Origin of the sequence: Corynebacterium sp. A21, assembly GCF_052266655.1 — a bacterium.
Taxonomy (GTDB): domain Bacteria; phylum Actinomycetota; class Actinomycetes; order Mycobacteriales; family Mycobacteriaceae; genus Corynebacterium.
In genome coordinates this window covers 586,762-605,294 of the sequence record NZ_JBQPQY010000001.1, presented here as the reverse complement: position 1 = coordinate 605,294, position 18,533 = coordinate 586,762, and the positions used below count along the sequence as shown (strand labels likewise).

Here is an 18,533-nt window from a genome sequence, read left to right as displayed (position 1 = left end):
TCCTGAAACTTACAGTGGGAATAATGATCTACCCTTAAGTTCATAATGAATATTCACCCGCTCTGCAGTGCGAGATTGAGGAGCCTCTCAGTTTCACCTGCAGGTTCACTTAGGAGATGTCAAAGATTCATTCCCCGTAAAGGATTATTCATAGCACCATTAACCTGGGGCTTAGCTGATCAGCGGTTCTCCAGCCATTGAAAACCCCGCCCCTTGCGGATCACCACATGAGTGCCCCCGTTCGGCACGGGTTGATCCTCTGCCGCATCGCCCTCCCCCGCGGCGTCGTCAAGCGGCTCCGCCATGGTCTCTGCGGACAGCACTGACGGGGGCTGGAAACGTCCCAGATCAATGGTGCTGCTCAAGCCCTGTTTGCACAGGAACTCCAGCATGGCCTCGGCGATGAGCTTGCGGCTGCGGGGCTTGACAAATTGGTGCCCCTCCCCCGGAACCAACACAAAGGTGGTGTCCACGCCACGCCGTGCCAGGGCCTGTTGCATTTGCCGGGACTCCTTCGGCGGGACGGCACTGTCCCACTCCCCATGTAGGAAAAGCACCGGGGTCCGGATCTGATTTGCCAGGTAGAGCGGGGAAATGGCCATCAGCAGTTCCGCATCATGCATCGGGTAGCCGTACTTGGGATAGGCCCCACTGGCCAGCCAGGGCTCGGTGCTCCGGAAGTAGGTCCGGAAACTGGTCATGCCACAGGCGTCGATGATGCCGGCGAACAACTCCGGGTACCGTGCCGCCACCATCAGCGAGAGATAGCCGCCATAGCTGCGTCCCCCGAGCGCCAGCCGCGCTGGATCCGACACTCCGGCGTCGATGAGGAAGGCAGCGGTGTCCGCCACATCATTGATGGCGGCAAAACGGCCGTAACGGTCATCGGCGTGCTGGAATTTTCGCCCTGATCCCTTGGAACCACGGATATTCGGGGTGAAGACGGTGACTCCGGAATCAATGAGCGCGGTGAGCACATCATGGTTGATGGGGCGGGACTGCCCCTCAGGGCCGCCGTGGAGGTGAATATAGGTCGGCTGCGGAACGCCCCCCTCCTCGCCTTCCGCTTCCGACTGCAGTCCCTGGTAAAGCCAGCCGGAAAGTTCGAGTCCGTCCCGGGCGGTATAGTGCACCAACTCCGGTTCCAGATGCTCCCGGGGTGGGATCCGCAGCGCCAGATCCTCCCGGGGACGCAGATGTTCCAGGTGGCCGAGGTCGGTGACGATGACCTCCACCGTCGGTGGGAGATTCGGGCCCTCCACGGTCAGCGAAAGCAGCAAGCCATCATCGGTGATAGACAGTGCCGAAGCCACCATGCCATCAAGTTCCACAGTGCGCCGCATGGTGATCGACTGGTCCGGCGCCAGCGCCAGCAGTTCCAGGGCAGAGATACCTGCCAAATTCCACAGCACCGCAGCGGTGGAGAGATCCTCACTGATCACGAACTCATCGACCTCGGCATCGCCATTGGTGATCAGTTCGGTCTCGGTGACCTGGTCATCGGTGATCCCCAGCCGCACCACCCGGCGGCGTTCACCATTGTGGTCGGTGCAGACAATGACCGCCAGATCATCCTCCCCCGGATCGGAGAGAAAGGTGCCGGCCTCGGTAATGGACCCCGGATCCGGCGGCAGCAGCGGCAACCACTTCCCCTCTGGGGTGACCAGCAGCAGCTCCCGGCTACCGCGCGGCCCCACCCGCATCAGGGCGTGTCGTTGTTCCGCGGCGATGAGCAGGCTGTCGGTGCGTCGATCCAACACCTCCATGGTGCTGTTGCGCGGATCCACCAGCCTGGCCTCTGTCACGCCGTTACTGGTCACTGCGTTCATCGCCAAGAAGGCCCCGTCCCACTCCACCAAAGTGGTCAGGACGTCTGCCTGGGTATGCAGAATCTTGGCCTCCGCGACATCTGTGAAATTCCCGTCGGCGGGAACCACCCAGGTCACCAGGCGCTCACTTCCCTTCGGGGACCCCTCGCAGGCGATCCACTGGCCGTCCGGGGAGTAGAGCACTTTTGTCACTGAGCCACGGTCTGCAATGGGCAGTGGCACGATCTCCTCAGCACCGAGCCCCGACTCCCCCAACTTGGCGCGCACCGCATAGGGGTAGCCCCCGTCACGGACGATATAGGCGATGGCAGAACCATCGGGGGCGAGCGCGGAAGCATAGGACTGACGCATGAAAACACAGTCTATTGGAGGCGGAGATCCCTCGCTGATGAATCACCCCGGGAACCACCCGCACTCCGGGCGACACCGCAGGGAAAGAGCCAACCGCTACCTCTCCCCTGCCGCCAGCCGGTCCTGATCTACTGGTCTTGGCCTGCTGCTAGTTCTGCACGCGGTAGATGTCAAAGACACCTTCCGTGTTGCGCAGCGTCGTCATCAACGAGCCCAGCTGTTTGGTGTCGGAGACCGAGAAGGTGAAACGGATCACCGCGATGCGGTCCTCCGAGGCCTGGGAATTCATCTCAATGACAGAGAGCTTGAGCTCACTGATCACCCGCGTCAGCTCGAAGAGCAACCCTGAGCGGTCCAGCGCCTCAACCTGCAGGGTTGCCGCAAAGGCAGAGGCATTTGAGCCCTCTGTCTCCCAAGCGACACTGATCAATCGGGCCGGTTCTTCCTTCAGTTTATCGGCGTTGGTGCAGTCGATGCGGTGGACGGAAACTCCCCCGCCGCGGGTGACGAAGCCAAAAATCTCATCCCCGGGCACCGGCTGGCAGCACTTGGCCAGTTTGGCCAGCACATCCGGACTGCCCTCCACCAGCACGCCGGCGCCTTCGCTGATGCGACTGCGCGAGCTGATGATCTCGGAGAAAGGAGTGCGGTCAACGAGCGCGTCTTCGGCATCATCCTGATCCCCGAAGGCGGCCATGAGCCGGTGGGCGACATGCTGGGCAGAGACCGATCCGGAACCGATGGCGGTATAGAGCGCATCGACATCCGGATAGTGCAGCTCGCTGGCCACCGCTTTCATCGATTGAGCGGTGAGCAGTCGGTGCATCGGCAGGCCTCCGCGCTGCACCGCCGCAGCCAGGGAGTCCCGGCCAGCCTCGAGGTGCTCTTCGCGGCGCTCCTTGGCGAACCACTGCCGGATCTTGGCTTTCGCCCGCGGCGATACCACGAAGTCCTGCCAATCGCGCGAGGGCCCAGCGTTGGCGTCCTTGGAGGTGAAGATCTCCACCCGGTCACCGGATTTCAGCTTGGACTCAAGAGCTACCAGCTTGCCGTTGATCTTGGCGCCGATGCAGCGGTGGCCAACCTCGGTGTGAACGGTATAGGCGAAGTCCACCGGAGTGGAATCCACCGGCAGGTTGACCACATCGCCCTTGGGCGTGAACACGAAGATCTGCTTGGCGGTCAGGTCATAGCGCAGGGAGTCGAGGAACTCATTCGGGTCCGCGGCCTCCTTCTGCCAATCCAACAACTGCCGCATCCAGGACATCTGATCGATCTCGGCAGCATCCCCGGAGTTATGTCCCTTGGTCTCCTTATAACGCCAGTGCGCGGCAATACCGAACTCGGCGTTGTAGTGCATCTCATGGGTGCGCACCTGAACCTCCAGGGGCTTGCCCCCGGGGATCATCACCGTGGTGTGCAGCGACTGGTACACCCCGAAGCGCGGTGCGGAGATGTAGTCCTTGAAGCGACCCGGCATCGCGGAGAACAGCGAATGGACCACACCGATGGCGGCATAACAGTTGTTGATGTTTTCCACCAGGATACGGATGCCCACCAGGTCGAAGATCTCGTCGAACTCACGGCCCCGGACGATCATCTTCTGGTAGATCGACCAATAGTGCTTCGGCCGTCCCATCACCTCCGCGGGGATCGAGTTCTCCCGTAGCGATCCCTGCACCTGATCGATGATGTCCTTGAGATAACGATCACGCGAGGGGGCACGATCAGCAACCAGCCGGACTATCTCATCGTATTTCTTCGGGTAGAGGATCGCGAAGGAGAGATCCTCAAGTTCCCATTTGATGCTGGCCATGCCCAGGCGATGTGCCAGCGGGGCGATCACCTCGAGGGTCTGGCGGGCCTTTTTGGCCTGCTTCTCGGGCGGCAGGAAGCGCATGGTGCGCATATTGTGCAGCCGGTCGGCGACCTTGATCACCAACACGCGGGGATCCTGGCTCATCGCCACAATCATCTTGCGGATGGTCTCAGCCTCGGCGGCCGCCCCGAGGGCGACCTTGTCCAGCTTGGTCACCCCATCCACCAGGCGGGTGACCTCTTCCCCGAAATCGGCGGTCAGGTCAGCCAGGCTGTAATCGGTGTCCTCCACCGTGTCGTGCAGCAGGGCCGCCACCAGCGTCGTCGTGTCCATGCCGATCTCTGCGGCGATCGTTGCCACCGCGAGCGGATGGGTGATATAAGGATCACCGGATTTACGGAAGACACCTTCATGGAGACGTTCGGCGGTGTTATAGGCACGTCCGAGTAGCTCCGCATCGGCGCGGGAGTGGAACTGCCGGTGAATACTCAGCAACGGTGCCAGCACCGGGTTGGTTTTCCCCCGGGTACCGGTCAGACTGCGGGCCAGCCGGGCGGACATGCTTCGCACACCCACTGAAGTGCGCTTATTATTGCGTTCCGTGCTCATGGCCCGAACCTTCGCTTAATCCTGCTCCGCAGGGTCGTTGATCACGACGAGGGGGGAGCTAGCGAGTCGCTGGCGGCCACCGAGCCCGGGGACCTCCAGAACGACAACATTGCCGGCTACCTCGCCGCCACACTTCTCAATCAGCTTTCGGGCGGCGACCAGGGTCCCGCCGGTGGCCAGCACGTCGTCGACAAGCACCACGCGCTGACCCTCAAGGCCCATACCATTGGCCGGGATCTCCAGGGCTGCGGTGCCGTACTCCAGGGAATACTCCTGAGAATGGACCGGCGGCGGCAGCTTACCCTTCTTCCGGATCGCCAAGATACCGAGGCCCAACTTGTAGGCCACAGCAGAACCCAGCAGGAAGCCGCGGGCATCAAGACCACCGATGAGAGTGGCATCGAGACGGGTGCAGGCAGCAGCCAGATCATCGACGACGATCTGGAAGGCATCCGCGTCCGCGAGTACCGGAGTGAGGTCCTCAAAAAGGACCCCACTCGTGGGAAAGTCCTCCACCAGACGGATCTTCTCAGTGAGCGCGTGCTGTGCGTCACGGTACTTGTTTTCCAGCACTTATTCCTCTTCCTGTAGCGGTTGGCCCTCGTAGCGCCATCTGTCCATGTTCCAACCGATTCCAGATGATCCGGTGTACACCACCACGTTACCCACATCACCGTTGATGGCGAAGGTTCGGGGTTGGGCAGCCAACGGAATCACCGGCACCTGCTCCCACAGTTCCTCCTCCGCCGCCCGCAGTCCAGCGACATCACCATCCGTCGCGCTCACGCTGCCGTACTCCACCATCGGGTCCACCGCCCGGATCACCGCATCCACGGTGCCCTCAAGATAGACCTCCTCACCCCACTGGCCGGTGGTCACCCGGGCGAGATCAGCCATGGTCGAACCCTCCGAGGAGGCATCGACAACAGTGATCCCCGCGGGTTCACAGGAAGCCCGGATCGACTCAACCATCGCGGCCTTACGCTCCTCCGGGCCGACATAACCGATGCGGACGGTGGTCCCCGCCAACGCCGAAGCCTTGGCCAGGTCCACCCCCAACTGCGGATCAGTGATCCCGGCCAGCTGACGCGCCACCGGATCAAAGTGGGAGACCACATGCGTGCCCACCGGCGACACCTCAATGCCCGCGACCCCAGAAGAGGCCTCCGCCACCGCATGCTGGTCCACACAGGCGGCAAAGGCCTGCCGTGCCTCCTGGGAGTAGAACAACCCAGAGCTACCCAGCACCAGCGAATCCGTGAGAATACCCTCCAGGGTCTCCACCTCAAAGGGATTCATCGGGTCATCACGGTTGACCCAGTCATAATTTTCCGCGTCTGCGATCTGCAGTGCACCACGAGCCGCCAGCTCGGCCTTGTCCACGCTGCCGGGCCAGACCACCAGCTCAGCCAGGGCCGGCTGATCACCGGCGTAGTTCTCATTGGCCACCAGGGTCACTTCCCCGGCCTCCCCCACCGAATCGATCTGGAAGGGGCCGGAGGAGACCTGCAGCGCCGGGTCGAAGCGATCGAGGTTGAAATCCTCACCCCAGATCCGGGCAACCTCCGTGAGCTCCGCGTGATCCTCGTTCTGCAGGGCATCGTGAAGCGACCCGATGCTTAGGCCAGCCTTCGCCGCAATCGCGTGGGCCGGCAGCACCGTGCCCGGGGCGAAGAGACTACGCCACCGCCCACCGGTGTCCTCCTTGAAGACAACGGTGAACCTTTTTGCGCCCGGCTGACAATCTATCTTCTCGACCTGGTCATTGAGCGGCAGGTAGGACTCAAAGAGCGAACCCATCACCCCGGCCTTGTAATTGAGCAGATAGTCGGTGCAGGTGATCGGCGCGCCATCGCTCCAGGTCGCGTCCTCCGCCAAGGTGTAGATCACCTGTTTATTTGCACCGGGCAGCACCTGGGTCTGCACCAGGTCGCTGTTCGGGATCATCTGCCCGGAGGGCCCCGCGACATAAAACGAGGGATAGAGTCTCACCGAGAGCAGCTGGGCATCGGTCGAGGCCCCCACCAAACTGCCGGCATTGGTGGTCAACAGTGGAGTGTCCACCGCATAACCGAAGTGATCCAGCGAGGATTCCGTGCTCCCCTGGTCCTCGGACGGCGCACACGCCGCAACTCCCAACACCGCGGTCAAGGTCACTGCCGTCAGTGCCGATCGAACCCAGCCACTTCCGGATACCTGGAACTTCACAGTGTTGCCACCTGACTCCCCGTTTGATGGTTGCGCGGCGTTCACCGCACAATGTTCACAGAGCTAAAATTATACGTTGGATCAGGCAGCACAAAACCCCGCCCCCGGGACCCGCGTGTTGCGGTTCCCGGAAACGGGGTTCTCAGTGCTGCTCAGCGCTTCTCGACGCCGCGGCAGACCGAAGCTGCCACCGGTCGGGGCGGGCGTCGGGACGCGCGTCGAGACGCGGGGTTTTAGCGGCCCGGCCGCCAGCTGACGCTGTTGCCGTCACCCTCAATGTCTCTGTTCTCGTTGTGCCCACGGCTGACCGGCAGCGTCGGCGCGATGACGGTGCGCTTGACCGGGGCATCCGGAGAATCCGGGGTATCAGCTTCAAAAGAACCGGCTGCTCCGGTGTGGGAGCTGACCAGGTCACCGGCCGTACCTTCCACACCAGCATCGCCGGCGCGAACGGCGGCTACCTGGGCGTTATGCTCCTTGGCCTGCTTGCTCCGGTTATGGAGGGTCACCAGCAGCGGGGTGGCCAGGAAAATCGAGGAGAAGATGCCCTGGATGACGCCGATCAGCTGGATCAGCGCCAGATCGCGCAGCGTACCCACGCCCAGCATCCAGACCGCAACGATCATCAGCGCGATGATCGGCAATGCCGAGATCACCGAGGTGGAGATTGACCGGACCACGGTCTGGTTGATCGCCAGGTTCGCCTGCTCCCCATAAGTTCTCCGGGTGGAGTCCTCCAGGCCGACCGTATTCTCCCGCACCTTATCGAAAACGATCACGGTGTCATAGATGGAGAACGAGAGCACCGTCAGCAGACCGATCACGGTCGCTGGGGAGACCTCGAAACCGAACACCGCGTAGATGCCAGCAATGAGGACAGCGTCGATGCCCAGGGCAATCATCGCGGCACCGGCCATCGCCCGCTGCAAGCGGAAGGCGATGTAGGCGAAAGCCGCAAGGAGGAAGACAACCAGAGCGATGAGCATCCGCTGAGTAATCGTCGAGCCCCAGGACTCGGAGACGGTGGAGTCACCGACCGCATCCGGGGAAGGCTCACCCTCGGTGTTCAGCGGCTGATGCTCCTCGAAAATCGCGAGCCGCGCCTGGGTGATCTGGTCCTCGCTCAGCCGATCAGAAGTGATCTCCAGGGTCCGGGTGGCACCCGAACCAACGACCTGGGTCAACTCCGGTTGCACACCGGTGGCTTCAATGAAGGTCTCCTCGACCTGCTCGACCGAATGCTCGGCGGCCGGCAGCGTTACCTTCGTGCCACCCTCAAAATCAATGCTGAGGGAAAACCCACGGAGGGCGATGGTCAGGATGCTGATCACCAGCAGGACGGCGGTGATCCAGTACCAGAGCTTGCTCCGGCCGATGAAATCAATGCCGCCGGTGTCTGAATAGAGGTTCTGGAAGGAACCCCTCTTCTTCTTCGTATCGGTGCTCATGGTTACTTCTCCTCATCCCGGTTGACGGGTGCAGCAGTGTCGGTGGTTTCCCCGGCTCCGGAGTCAGCCGGAGCTGCGCCGCCGGTCACCGCAACCCCAGCATCTGCCGGCGTGGTCGTGGTGCTGGCTGCAGTGGTGACAGCTGCAGTGGTGACAGCTGCAGTGGTGCTGGCTGCAGTGGTGACAGCTGGCTGGTTAAGGCGTTCATTATCAGCGAATTCGAAGGACTCACCCATGCCGTTGACCCAGCGCTTAGCGAAGAACTGCTTGCGCGAGGCCAGGATCATCAGCGGGCCGGTGATCATGAAGGTCACCAGGAGGTCGAACACGGTGGTCAGTCCCAGGGTAAAGGCGAAACCCTTAACCTCGCCGACCGCCAGCAGGTAGATAATCACTGCCGCCAACAGGGTGACGATATTACCGGTGACAATCGTGCGCTTGGCACGGTCCCAGCCGCGAGGTACTGCGGAACGGAAGGTACGGCCCTCTCGGATCTCATCCTTGATCCGCTCATAGAGCACCACAAAGGAGTCTGCGGTGGTACCGATACCGATGACGATACCGGCCATGCCGGAAAGGTCCAGGGTGTAGCCGATCCAGCGTCCCAGCAGCACCAGTGAACCGTAGAGCAGCGCACCAGCGGCAACCAGGGTGATCAGGGAAACGAAGCCGAACACCCGGTAATAGGCGAAGACAAAGATGGCGACCAGTGCCAGGCCAACCAGACCGGCAATCAGCGCGGCCTCCATGGCTGCGGCACCGAGGGAAGGCGGAACCGTTTCGGCGGTGCCACCGGATTCGCCGTCCTCACCTGCGAAGGAGAGCGGCAGCGCACCGTAGCGGAGGTTATTCGCCAGGTCTTGTGCCTCTTCCTGGGTGAATTCACCGGTGATGGAGGTAGCGGAACCAACCGGGGTCGGCGACTGGATCACGGGTGCGGAGATCACCTGGGAGTCCAGGGTGATGGCAACCTGCTGCTGCAGGTAGTCGGTGGTCAGCTGACTCCAGGTGGCAGCTCCCTGCTCGCCGGAACCAGACTTGAAGGAGAAGGAGATCTCCATCTGGCCGGTCTGCGGGTTGAAACCACCGGTGATCGGACGATTGGTGTCGATCTCATTACCGGTCAGTCGCTGACCATCTTGCTCATCGGTCTCGCCGACGAGTAGGGGCACAGGGCCGAGCAGCATGACCTGGCCGGTGGAGGGATCACAAGCCAGCAGCGGCTGGGTCGGATCATCGGTGCCCTGCAGCGGATCATTTTCCTCCGGACCGCAGCGCATCAGCGCCTGGGTGACAAACTGCACGGTCGGGTCTGCGGACTGACGGTGCTCCCGCAGCATCTCGGTAACCTGACCTCGACGCTCGCCGGCCTCAATCGAGTTCTCCGGCACCGGCAGGGGGGTCGCCGTGATCTCGGGTTCCTCGACCGGATCCACCACCGGGGCTTCCTCACCCTCGGGCACCTGTGCCTCAGCGGTGGCCTGGTTGGCATCATTGACGGCCCCGATAACGAGGGATACCGCTTCCTGTGCCTCTTCCGGCGTGATGACGCCCTGCTCCACCCACTGGTTGGCAAGCTCACCGGCGAGCGAAGGAACCTCAGCCACGACCGGGGTACCACCACCGACCACCGGTCGGAAGTACAGCTGGGAGGTCTGGCCGACGGCACGGGCCTCGGAGGTGTCTTCACCGGGGACGGTGATCACCAGGGTATTGCCGTCAGCGACGACGCTGGCGTCCGAGACACCCATGCCATTGACACGGTTCTCCAGGATCGATCTGGCCTGGTTCAACTGATCTGCGGTGGGTTCCTCACCCTGCGGTACCAGGGTCACCCGGGTGCCGCCCTGTAGATCGATTCCGAGCTTCGGGCTTGCCGAACGATCACCGGTGAAAAACACCAGGGCGAACACGGCGATCATGATGAGTGTGAAGAGCGCAATGGCCTGCTTCGGCCAATTCCGCCGGGGCGCACCGGAGCCGCCTCGACCTCCGGCTCCACTGCGTCGGGTTGTTGTGGACAAGGACGTCTCCCCTCTGGGACGAAGTGGCCCCGCCCGGATACCCGTGGGCACCTGGGGCAGGGCCGTCCCACCGACCAATGGGATTCCGGTGGTGGCGGGACTGACTCAGCTGTTTATGGACAAATAGGAATGATGGACCTCGTCGCCGACTCGTGACGTCGAGAGCACAAGGAATCATGGTACGTCATGTGGATTAGGTTGACCTGACCCAACCCTGGCAGGAACGGATGATGAGGATCACAGAAAAAACCACCACGACGCCCGGTGGCGTTCGTGGTGGTCAAGGTCTCTAGCGCAGGTTTTCCGGGTGGCCGTCTTGGGTGCCATCCTCGGTACCGAACTCATCGCGGGGTTCTTCTACGATCAGGTTCTCCGGGTGGCCGGCGTCAGCGGTGCCGATCATACCCTGGTTCTCGTTGCGGACCACCGACATCTTTTCGAGGGTGACCATCACGCCGGGCGCGATTTCCAGGTCAATCTCCGTCTCCCGCACACTGACGATGGCGCCGTGCAGACCGGAGACGGTGACAACCCGCTCGCCAAGCTGGAGATTATTCTGGAAACCCTGGATCTCCGCTTGGTTACGACGCTGTTTTCGCATCATCAGGAAAGAGGGAAGAAGAAAGACCAACAGCAGAATTATAAGAAGAACAATTTCCATAGTTCCCTTAGTCTGCCAGACAATCCCGGTATACCACCATTTTTCTTCAGCTTTTCACACCAGATCAGCAGCTAACTTGAAGGCATCACGGGGTGACCGGCCCAGGTGCCCCAGCTCAGTGGCCGATGCTGCCCTCCGGCGGGGTCAGCCCCAAGTGACGCCAGGCGGCAGCGGTGGCCACCCGACCACGCCCGGTACGCGCGATCATGCCGGCCCGGACCAGATAGGGTTCACAGACTTCCTCCACGGTGGAGGGTTCCTCCCCCACCGCGACGGCCAAGGTGTTCACGCCAACCGGGCCACCGCCGTGGCCCTTGATGAGCGCAGTGAGCACCGCGCGGTCCAGCCGGTCCAGCCCCATCTCATCCACATCGAAGATCCGCAGTGCCTCCTGGGCGGCATTGAGATCCACCAGACCATGAGACTCCACCTCCGCATAGTCGCGGACCCTTCGCAGCAGCCGGTTCGCGATACGGGGTGTGCCACGGGAACGCGAGGCGATCTCGACCGCGGCATTCGCCTCAATACCGATCCCGAGGATCTTGGCGGTTCGGGTGACCACCCGCGTCAGATCATCGACATCATAGAACTCCATCTGCGCGGTGAAACCGAAACGGTCACGCAGTGGCCCGGTGAGCATGCCTGAACGTGTGGTGGCGCCGACCAAAGTGAAAGAGGGCAATTCCAGCGGGATGGAGGTGGCCCCCGGCCCCTTCCCCACGATCACATCGATCCGGAAGTCCTCCATGGCCATATAGAGCATTTCCTCGGCCGGGCGGGCGATCCGGTGGATTTCATCAATGAAGAGCACATCGCCCTCCATCAGATTGGAGAGCATCGCCGCCAGGTCGCCGGCACGTTCCAGGGCCGGGCCAGAGGTCATGCGCAGGCTCATCCCCATCTCCTGGGCGATGATCATCGCCATGGTGGTCTTACCCAGCCCGGGTGGTCCGGACAGCAGCACATGGTCCGGCGTCACACCACGTCGCTTGGCACCGGTGAGCACCAGGTCCAGCTGGCCACGGACCTTCGGCTGGCCGATGAACTCATCCAGGCTGCGGGGGCGCAGCGTGGACTCCCCCTCTTGTTCCTCCGGCTCGGCCTGCGGGTTCACCACAGCCTTTTCGGGCCGACTGACATCGGCGTACTCCGGAGGCAGCTGAAACTCGGTCTTCTCAACATCCGACATCGTATCGCCTACTTCTTACCCAGGGCGGCCAGTGCGGCACGCAGCGCCGCGCTGGTCTCGAGGTCCGGTTGCTCACTGAGCACTGCGTTCACCACGCCGGTGGCTTCCTTCTCGCCGAATCCCAGGCCCAGCAGCGCTGCGGTGACCTGCTCGGCCACCGCCTCGGAGGTCACCGGAAGCTGAGTTCCGGCGGCGCCATCAGCCTCAACCGGGAGGGCGAAAGCCGTCACCTTTTCCTTCAGCTCCAGGACCAGTCGCTCGGCCATGCGCTTACCGACGCCCGGGATCCGCTGCAGGGTCTTCGCATCGGCGTCGGTAACCGCGCGGGCCAGCTCGGCCGGGTGCAGCACCGACAGGGAGGCCATGGCCAGGCGGGGCCCGAGGCCCGTGACGGTCTGCAGCAGGTGGAACATCTCCCGGTCCTCATTGTCCTTGAAGCCGTAGAGCTGCATGGAGTCCTCGCGCACCACCATGGAGGTGAAGAGGAAACACTCCTCTCCCCGCCGTAGTTCCGCCAGGGTCCTGGGGGTGGCGGTGAAGTGGTAACCGACTCCGGCGCATTCAATCACCCCGTGATCAAGTCCGATGCCGATAACCGTGCCGCGCAATGAGGCGATCATGATCAAGCTCCTTGTGTTCGGGTTCTGGCCGGTCCGGATTCCCGGCCGGTCAGCGGATGATTACTGCGGCGGGCCGCCAGTTCAGCGTCCCGCCGAGCGAGTGCTTCCTTCTCACGGGCGATCATCGGGGCACGCCAGCAATGACACACCGCCAACGCGAGGGCATCAGCAGCATCGGCGGGCTTGGGGGCTTCACTCAGCCCCAGAATGCGGGTGATCATCACCGTCATCTGTTTCTTGTCCGCCCGGCCATTGCCGGAGACCGCCTTCTTGACCTCACTCGGGGTGTACATGTGTACCGCGAGGCCATGCTCCGCAGCGGCGAGCATGATCACCCCCACGGCGTGAGCGGTGTGGATGACGGTGGAAACATTACCGCGTTCGAAGAGCCGCTCAATAGCGACCACATCCGGTTTATATTCCTCAATCCAGTCATGCGTAGCCCGGGAGATCCGGAGCAGGCGCTTCTCGAGCTCCAGATCCGCGGGGGTGCGCACCACCCCTACCGACACCGGGAGCACCCCCCGGCCCCGTCCGGCCTGAACCACAGAGAGTCCGCACCGGGTCAGGCCGGGATCCACCCCCATCACCCGAAGCCCATCCAGGTCCATGCACGCTCCACCTTTCGATTGCCCACCGGCAGGTGACGGGAAAGTTCCTTCCCCGGTCGCTGCCCTACCTGGATATATTCTTAGCACATTAGTGCTAATGCGTGATCTCGCTACTCCCCCGGGGAAAAAATTTCCCCGACCCGGGTGAATCGGGCCGGGGAAACACGGCAGGTGACAGCAGCCTTCAGTCGGAAGCTGCGAAAACTAGTCTTCGAGCTCCGCGAGAACTTCTTCAGACAGGTCCATGTTGGTGAAGACATTCTGGACGTCATCGGAATCTTCGAGGGCGTCAATGAGCTTGAACATCTTGCGGGCACCCTCAGCGTCCAGTGCGACCTCCAGGGAGGCACGGAAATCACTGTCGGAGTCATCGACCTCAATGCCGGCCTCAGCCAACGCATTCTTGACGGCCGGAAGATCACCGGGCGCGCAGAGCACCTCGAAGTGATCTCCAATGTCCTTGACCTCTTCAGCACCGGCGTCAAGCACCGCCATCAGGACATCGTCCTCGCCGAGTTCACCCTTGGCCACCAGCACGACACCCCGGCGGGTGAACATGTAGGACACGGAACCGGACTCGCCCAGGTTGCCGTTGTTCTTGGTCATCGCGGTGCGCACCTCGGTGGCGGCACGGTTGCGGTTATCGGTCAGACACTCAATGAGCATCGCCACACCATTGGGGCCGTAGCCCTCGTACATGATGGTTTCCCAGTCAGCGCCGCCGGCTTCCTCGCCGGAGCCACGCTTACGGGCGCGTTCGATATTATCGTTGGGAACGGAAGACTTCTTAGCCTTCTTGATCATGTCATCAAGGGTTGGATTCGCGCTGGGATCGCCGCCGCCGGTACGGGCCGCAACCTCGATGTTCTTGATCATCTTGGCGAATTCCTTGCCACGCTTGGCATCATTCGCCGCCTTCTTGTGCTTGGTGGTAGCCCACTTTGAGTGGCCGGCCATAGCAATCCTCTCCTTCAGCGATGCCGCTCGCGCTCTACCCGGTACTGAAACCAGGAGTTCGCGAAACCGGAAATCCTGGGCATCAGCAGCGGGGAGCGCGGCTACGGCTATTGGTGTTGCTTGGCCAAGTATACGCAGGGCCGGCACGGCCCCTGAGCAACTGGCCGAAAACAACTACAGCCGAGCAGTACTTTTTTGCACCATCGACATGAAATAACGGTGCACCCGGGTGTCACCGGTGACCTCAGGGTGGAAGCTGGTGGCCAGCACATTTCCCTGACGCACGGCCACCACCGCCCCCGCTGCCGGGCCAGATCGGACCGTCGCCAGCTTCTGGACCCCCTCACCGACCCGCTCCACCCAGGGGGCACGGATGAATACGGCGGGCACCGGTGCCTCAATGCCGCTGAAATCCAGCTCCGATTCAAAAGAATCGACCTGCCGGCCAAAGGCGTTGCGGCGCACGGTGATATCCAACGCATTGAGCTGTTCAGCGTCTTCGCGGGTATCCAGCACCTCATTGGCCAGCAGAATCATGCCAGCACAGGTGCCATAGGCCGGCATCCCCCCGGCGAGCACCTCACGCAGCGGTGACAGGAGGCCACCGAGGACCAGCAGTCGGGACATGGTGGTGGATTCTCCACCGGGCAGAATCAAACCGTCGATGCCCTTGAGATGCTCGGCACGGCGGACTTGCCGATGCACGACCCCGAGTTGATCCAGGGTGTGTTCATGCTCCCGGACACCTCCCTGAACCGCCAAGATACCGATATGTGGCTTAGTCACTCATTCTCCTTGAGGTTTTTCATCGGAAGGGTTTTAGCCCCTTCCCGAAGGGTCCGCGTCAATCCTTCTTGGTTGACAATGGCGACGAGGTCACCAGATTGATTGAAGATACGGCCGTGGGTGAGCGCTCGCCCGTTGGCCGCCGAGGGCGATCGCTGGTCATAGAGCAGCCACTCATCAGCCCGGAAAGGGCGCATGAACCACATCGCATGGTCCAGAGAAGCCATCTGAACCTTGTGCCCCGGATGTGGCCCCAGTGCCGAGTGCAGCAGAGTCATATCCGACATATAGGCCAGGGTGCAGACATGGAAGGTTGGATCATCCGGAAGCTTCGCCTTGGAACGGAACCAGACCACCTGCTCCGTGGCGGTATGCGGATTCTGTTCGTAGCGGTCCGCCGGCACCACCCGGATATCCCAGTCCGACCACTCATCCAGGAGCGCCCGGGAGCTGGCAGGCAACGTGGAACGATCATATCCAAAATCCTCCGGCCCCGGCACTGAGCGCATGGAGTCAGCATGATCCAGACCTTCATCGCCATCACGGTGGAAGCTGGCCTGCATCGAGAAGATGGTCTCGCCGTCCTGGATCGCCTTGACCTGGCGGGACTGGAAGCTTCGCCCATCGCGCATTCGGTCGACCAGGAATACCGTCGGCTCATGAGATTTACCCGGAGCCACGAAATAGCCGTGCAGGGAGTGCACGCTGAACCCCTCGGACACCGTCCGGGTGGCTGCCACAAGAGCCTGGGCTGCCACCTGGCCCCCGAAGGTGCGGGTCAGGGTCGACTGCACAACCGGCCCGCGGTAGATGTCCCGGTCGATCTCTTCGATGTCGAGAATATATTCGATCCCGCTCATATCTGGAATCACGGCCTTTCCTGGTTTCTGGAGGTAACGGAGGAGCCGCTTGACTCAGCCGGTGAAATCCCTCACACACTTTAGCCTGCCAGTCCCCGGGTTCGGAGGAAATGGTCAGCTTCAGTTAGCGTTGCAGATATGACACCAAAGAACCTTCACCGGATTGCCGCCGGCCTCGAGATGATCACCTGGACCCTTCTCATCTTGGGCATGATCCTGAAATACACCGGAGTCACCGCAGCCCTGGTCCCGATCGCAGGGCCGATCCACGGTTTCGGTTTCTTGGTCTTCGCCGCGATCACGGTACTGCTCTGGGTGAACAACCGCTGGACCTTTGGCCTTGGTGCGCTCGGTCTAATTGTCTCGATCATTCCCTGGGGTGCACTCCCCTTCACCCTCTGGGCGGACAAAAAGGGGCACCTGGAAGGCGGCTGGCGCTTTCTCAATGACGATACTAAGCCCTCGACTCTCCCGGACTGGGGCCTGGCGCAGATGGTGCGCCACCCGGTCCGCACCATCCTCATTGTGTTGGTGATCATCGCCATCATCTTCACCCTGCTCCTGAACATGGGTCAGCCCTACGACCCCGACGCCATTGTCGATTCCGTCGGATAATGGCCGGGCCATAGCCCCTGCCCACCTGTGACGTGGGAATGGTTAGCCATGCCACCTCATGCCGCCTCATGCCACGTCATGCCACGTCATCCAGCGGAAAGAGTGAGGGCTGACTGGGAGGAGCAGCCCCACCGCCCTCCGTCACCCCGGTTGCGGGCACGGCAGGGCCCGAAGTGTCATCGGAGGCAGCTCCGCCAGTAGCCGTAGCAGGCGATCCCGGACCAGGGGGAGCCCCAGACAAGTCAGGTCCCTCCCGATCGCGACCAGCCGAAGCCCTCATCGGCCACGGTTGAGCACGCACCTTCGAGCCACCGGATTGCTCCTGCCGATCAGTGTCATTGACCTCCACCGCAGGATCAGGATTCCCCGGCCGCGGCGGTGGCCGATACCCCACCCGCCCGGTCACGGGATCACGCTCCGCGTGCCCCCTCGCACCCGAGCCATCACGCCGATCATTGTTATCACCGTGATGAGTGCGACACAACGCCGCCAAGTTAAAGATATCCGTCATTCCTCCGAGCTGCCAGGCCTTCAAGTGGTGCACATCGCAGTTACAGAAGGGCTGGGTACACCCTGGATTGGTGCAGACCAACTGCGCCGCCAACAATGCCATCCGTTGCTCGATCGTGGCCAACCTCTTCGTCCGGCCCACATGCAACGGATCCCCGGTCTCCGGATCATGTACCACCACAAACCCATACCTCGCAGCACCCAGGCGAAGAATCTCCACCGGGCTGAGCACCGCATTAGTATTGGTCGGAAACCGATGATCCACCGTCGGATCAGACAGCTGGTCAATATCTTTCGCAGACATGCTGATCACGACCGACCCAACCCCCGTCCGGGCAACCGTAGCCGCACTATGGTTCATCAAGATCGCATGGAATCCATCATGGCGACGTTGCGGCAGGGTGCGGGTGTCCTTCACCGTGGGGTCTTCGATCAGATGCCCGGGGCGGGAGGCCGGAGCCAGGGCGGTTTCCAGCAGGGCCAGGGTATCGCCGGTGATATACCCATAAATCCGGGCACCACCATCGGCATCGGGGCGGCCGATCTTCAGCTCACGTTTCTTCCAGCTGGCTAACGGATCCCGACTCCCCCGGTTGGCCCGGGCGACCTGGGTGCGCACCCAGTCCCGCAAATCCTCGGGGCTGCGGTGCTCAGCCTGTTCCACGGACAGACCGTAGAGGGCGTGCTTTCCCGAGCTCGCGTCATCGTTGAGCTGCTCGAGTTCCCGGGTGATGAGGTCTAGTTTCTCCTTGCTCACCCCGCTGTGACGCATCCGCTCCCGGGCACGAGTCCGGGCCGCCTCTTCTTTTGCGAGCTGCTCGGCCCGCTCCCGTTCCCACTGCGCCTGTGCCGCGGCCGCCGCCTGTGCAGCAGCTTCGGCTTCTGCCCGGAGACGACGGCGGCGCTCCTCCGCCCCCAGATCCCCCGCGTCCCCAGGATCAGGCTCTGGGACTGGAGCAGGCTCCGGCGGCGGCACGGGTTCCGGCAGGGTGACCCTCCCGTGGTTCTGCTGCCCCAGCCGGAGACGAGCCTGGGCGGCATTGAAGGACAGGCCCAGCTCCTTGATCAGGTAGTCCACGGTGCGAGATGACCCGACCCGGTCACCGGCACGGGCCTGCTCTGCGGCATAGGCGATCGCAGCGTCAATCCCGGTTTTCAAATTCATGGCCCGCTCGAATGCAGGGAGGAAGGCGACATTGGCATTGAACTTCGCCGCATCCGGAGTACCGAAGATATCTGCGATGGCACTCAAGTGCGACTCGATGGCGCGGACATGGTCGTTGATCAAGGTCATGGCTGTGGCTCACCCCCCGTGTGCCCCGTTGTTATGATGCCCCCACCATAACCCATCCTATCGAATGTGTGTACTAATTTTAGATGAACACACGGGAACAGGCATTCGAACTCGGATGGAGGTGCTCCCCCGGCGACCCAGC

Annotated in this window: 15 protein-coding genes; 1 reads left to right on the top strand and 14 read right to left on the bottom strand. The window is 62.3% G+C overall.

Features of this window, described 5'->3' with window-relative positions; all coding sequences use genetic code 11:
• Positions 1–179: 179 nt before the first annotated feature.
• The 13 genes from ACTU46_RS02720 to ACTU46_RS02660 form a co-directional block, all read right to left on the bottom strand.
• A complete protein-coding gene (locus ACTU46_RS02720) occupies positions 180–2,180 on the bottom strand; it encodes an alpha/beta hydrolase family protein (protein WP_443378672.1) in 2,001 nt (666 codons plus the stop codon).
• A gap of 148 nt (positions 2,181–2,328) precedes the next feature.
• Complete coding sequence (locus ACTU46_RS02715; protein WP_443378670.1) at positions 2,329–4,608, bottom strand: RelA/SpoT family protein; 2,280 nt, start codon at positions 4,606–4,608, stop codon at positions 2,329–2,331.
• A 15-nt stretch (positions 4,609–4,623) separates the two neighbouring features.
• Entirely contained in the window at positions 4,624–5,178 is a 555-nt protein-coding gene (locus ACTU46_RS02710; RefSeq protein WP_443379428.1) for an adenine phosphoribosyltransferase, read from the bottom strand.
• Between the two features lie 3 nt (positions 5,179–5,181).
• On the bottom strand, positions 5,182–6,816 hold the full coding sequence (locus tag ACTU46_RS02705) for an ABC transporter substrate-binding protein (protein ID WP_443378668.1): 1,635 nt from the start codon (positions 6,814–6,816) through the stop codon (positions 5,182–5,184).
• A gap of 233 nt (positions 6,817–7,049) precedes the next feature.
• Positions 7,050–8,264, bottom strand: a complete 1,215-nt coding sequence (gene secF / locus ACTU46_RS02700) for a protein translocase subunit SecF (RefSeq protein WP_443378667.1) — start codon at positions 8,262–8,264, stop codon at positions 7,050–7,052.
• A 2-nt stretch (positions 8,265–8,266) separates the two neighbouring features.
• Entirely contained in the window at positions 8,267–10,186 is a 1,920-nt protein-coding gene (gene secD / locus ACTU46_RS02695; protein ID WP_443379425.1) for a protein translocase subunit SecD, read from the bottom strand.
• A 391-nt stretch (positions 10,187–10,577) separates the two neighbouring features.
• Entirely contained in the window at positions 10,578–10,949 is a 372-nt protein-coding gene (yajC, locus tag ACTU46_RS02690) for a preprotein translocase subunit YajC (protein WP_443378666.1), read from the bottom strand.
• Between the two features lie 115 nt (positions 10,950–11,064).
• A complete protein-coding gene (gene ruvB, locus ACTU46_RS02685; protein WP_443378664.1) occupies positions 11,065–12,138 on the bottom strand; it encodes a Holliday junction branch migration DNA helicase RuvB in 1,074 nt (357 codons plus the stop codon).
• Positions 12,139–12,146: 8 nt separating this feature from the next.
• Positions 12,147–12,758, bottom strand: coding sequence for a Holliday junction branch migration protein RuvA (gene ruvA / locus ACTU46_RS02680; RefSeq protein ID WP_443378662.1), 612 nt, complete (start codon positions 12,756–12,758; stop codon positions 12,147–12,149).
• Positions 12,759–12,760: 2 nt separating this feature from the next.
• Complete coding sequence (ruvC, locus tag ACTU46_RS02675; protein WP_443378660.1) at positions 12,761–13,369, bottom strand: crossover junction endodeoxyribonuclease RuvC; 609 nt, start codon at positions 13,367–13,369, stop codon at positions 12,761–12,763.
• Between the two features lie 204 nt (positions 13,370–13,573).
• A complete protein-coding gene (locus ACTU46_RS02670; RefSeq protein WP_443378658.1) occupies positions 13,574–14,326 on the bottom strand; it encodes a YebC/PmpR family DNA-binding transcriptional regulator in 753 nt (250 codons plus the stop codon).
• Positions 14,327–14,500: 174 nt separating this feature from the next.
• Complete coding sequence (pdxT, locus tag ACTU46_RS02665; RefSeq protein ID WP_443378656.1) at positions 14,501–15,112, bottom strand: pyridoxal 5'-phosphate synthase glutaminase subunit PdxT; 612 nt, start codon at positions 15,110–15,112, stop codon at positions 14,501–14,503.
• Positions 15,109–15,972, bottom strand: a complete 864-nt coding sequence (locus ACTU46_RS02660) for an acyl-CoA thioesterase (RefSeq protein ID WP_443378654.1) — start codon at positions 15,970–15,972, stop codon at positions 15,109–15,111. The genes pdxT and ACTU46_RS02660 overlap by 4 nt, the downstream gene beginning before the upstream one ends.
• 138 nt (positions 15,973–16,110) lie before the next feature.
• Between ACTU46_RS02660 and ACTU46_RS02655 the strand changes: the two genes are divergently transcribed.
• Positions 16,111–16,587: a DUF3817 domain-containing protein gene (locus ACTU46_RS02655; RefSeq protein WP_443378652.1), complete on the top strand. Its 477-nt coding sequence runs from the start codon at positions 16,111–16,113 to the stop codon at positions 16,585–16,587.
• A 76-nt stretch (positions 16,588–16,663) separates the two neighbouring features.
• Here the strand turns inward: ACTU46_RS02655 and ACTU46_RS02650 are convergent, their stop codons facing one another.
• Positions 16,664–18,391 (bottom strand): DUF222 domain-containing protein, encoded by a 1,728-nt coding sequence (locus ACTU46_RS02650; protein ID WP_443378650.1) that lies wholly within the window; start codon positions 18,389–18,391, stop codon positions 16,664–16,666.
• Between the last annotated feature and the right edge of the window lie 142 nt (positions 18,392–18,533).

Bases quoted from the DNA above. Each gene is read 5' to 3' on its own strand.
- secD (WP_443379425.1), bottom strand. From the start codon at position 10,186: ATGATCGCCGTGTTCGCCCTGGTGTTTTTCACCGGTGATCGTTCGGCA.
- ruvA (WP_443378662.1), bottom strand. From the start codon at position 12,758: ATGATCGCCTCATTGCGCGGCACGGTTATCGGCATCGGACTTGATCAC.
- yajC (WP_443378666.1), bottom strand. From the start codon at position 10,949: ATGGAAATTGTTCTTCTTATAATTCTGCTGTTGGTCTTTCTTCTTCCC.
- ACTU46_RS02660 (WP_443378654.1), bottom strand. From the start codon at position 15,972: ATGAGCGGGATCGAATATATTCTCGACATCGAAGAGATCGACCGGGAC.
- ACTU46_RS02670 (WP_443378658.1), bottom strand. From the start codon at position 14,326: ATGGCCGGCCACTCAAAGTGGGCTACCACCAAGCACAAGAAGGCGGCG.
- ruvB (WP_443378664.1), bottom strand. From the start codon at position 12,138: ATGTCGGATGTTGAGAAGACCGAGTTTCAGCTGCCTCCGGAGTACGCC.
- ruvC (WP_443378660.1), bottom strand. From the start codon at position 13,369: ATGGACCTGGATGGGCTTCGGGTGATGGGGGTGGATCCCGGCCTGACC.
- ACTU46_RS02650 (WP_443378650.1), bottom strand. From the start codon at position 18,391: ATGACCTTGATCAACGACCATGTCCGCGCCATCGAGTCGCACTTGAGT.
- ACTU46_RS02720 (WP_443378672.1), bottom strand. From the start codon at position 2,180: ATGCGTCAGTCCTATGCTTCCGCGCTCGCCCCCGATGGTTCTGCCATC.
- ACTU46_RS02655 (WP_443378652.1), top strand. From the start codon at position 16,111: ATGACACCAAAGAACCTTCACCGGATTGCCGCCGGCCTCGAGATGATC.
- secF (WP_443378667.1), bottom strand. From the start codon at position 8,264: ATGAGCACCGATACGAAGAAGAAGAGGGGTTCCTTCCAGAACCTCTAT.
- ACTU46_RS02715 (WP_443378670.1), bottom strand. From the start codon at position 4,608: ATGAGCACGGAACGCAATAATAAGCGCACTTCAGTGGGTGTGCGAAGC.